The organism is Pedococcus sp. 2YAF34 (assembly GCF_052114585.1).
Classification (GTDB): Bacteria; Actinomycetota; Actinomycetes; order Actinomycetales; family Dermatophilaceae; genus Pedococcus.
Genome location: NZ_JBFRFA010000076.1, coordinates 1 through 1,214, shown reverse-complemented (window position 1 = coordinate 1,214; position 1,214 = coordinate 1). Strand labels below are relative to the sequence as shown.

Below are 1,214 nucleotides of genomic sequence, written 5' to 3'. Positions count from 1 at the left end.
GCGCCAGCGTTGGCCGCAGCCTCGGCGTCGGCCTTGGTGGCCTCCTCGACCTGGGCCTTGTGGGCCTCCCAGCGGGCGTGGGCCTCGGCGTACTGCTTCTCCCACTTCTCGCGCTGGGTCTCGTAGCCCTCGAGCCACTCGTTGGTCTCGGGGTCGAAGCCCTCGGGGTACTTGTAGTTGCCCTGCTCGTCGTACTCCGCGGCCATGCCGTAGAGGGTCGGGTCGAACTCGGCGACGGGCGCGCTGTCGTCGTTGGCCTGCTTGAGGCTCAGCGAGATCCGGCGACGCTCGAGGTCGATGTCGATGACCTTGACGAAGATGTCGGAACCGACCGTGACGACCTGCTCCGGCAGCTCCACGTGGCGCTCGGCCAGCTCGGAGATGTGGACCAGGCCCTCGAKGCCGTCGTCGACGCGCACGAACGCACCGAACGGGACGAGCTTGGTGACCTTGCCCGGGACGACCTGACCGATCGCGTGGGTCCGGGCGAAGTGCTGCCACGGGTCCTCCTGCGTCGCCTTGAGCGACAGGGAGACACGCTCGCGGTCCATGTCGACGTCGAGSACCTCGACGGTGACCTCCTGGCCCACCTCGACGACCTCGGACGGGTGGTCGATGTGCTTCCAGGACAGCTCGGAGACGTGGACGAGGCCGTCGACCCCGCCGAGGTCCACGAACGCACCGAAGTTGACGATCGAGGACACGACGCCGGAGCGGACCTGCCCCTTCTGGAGCTCCTTGAGGAACGTGGTGCGGACCTCGGACTGGGTCTGCTCGAGCCAGGCGCGGCGCGACAGGACCACGTTGTTGCGGTTCTTGTCGAGCTCGATGATCTTGGCCTCGATCTCCTTGCCCACGTAGGGCTGGAGGTCGCGGACGCGACGCATCTCGACGAGAGACGCGGGGAGGAAGCCACGCAGGCCGATGTCGAGGATGAGACCACCCTTGACGACCTCGATGACGGTGCCGGTGACGACGCCGTCCTCTTCCTTGATCTTCTCGATCGTGCCCCAGGCGCGCTCGTACTGCGCGCGCTTCTTGGACAGGATCAGGCGACCTTCCTTGTCCTCCTTCTGGAGGACCAGGGCCTCGACCTCGTCGCCGACGCTGACGACCTCAGAGGGGTCGACGTCGTGCTTGATGGAGAGCTCGCGCGAGGGGATGACACCCTCGGTCTTGTAGCCGATGTCGAGCAGGACCTCGTCCCGGTCGAC

1 protein-coding gene is annotated in these 1,214 nt (G+C 66.9%); it reads right to left on the bottom strand.

The annotated features are described in order from the left end of the window. The coding region (rpsA, locus tag AB4Z02_RS18910; protein ID WP_441972900.1) for a 30S ribosomal protein S1 at positions 1 to 1,214 on the bottom strand (1,214 nt) is incomplete at both ends.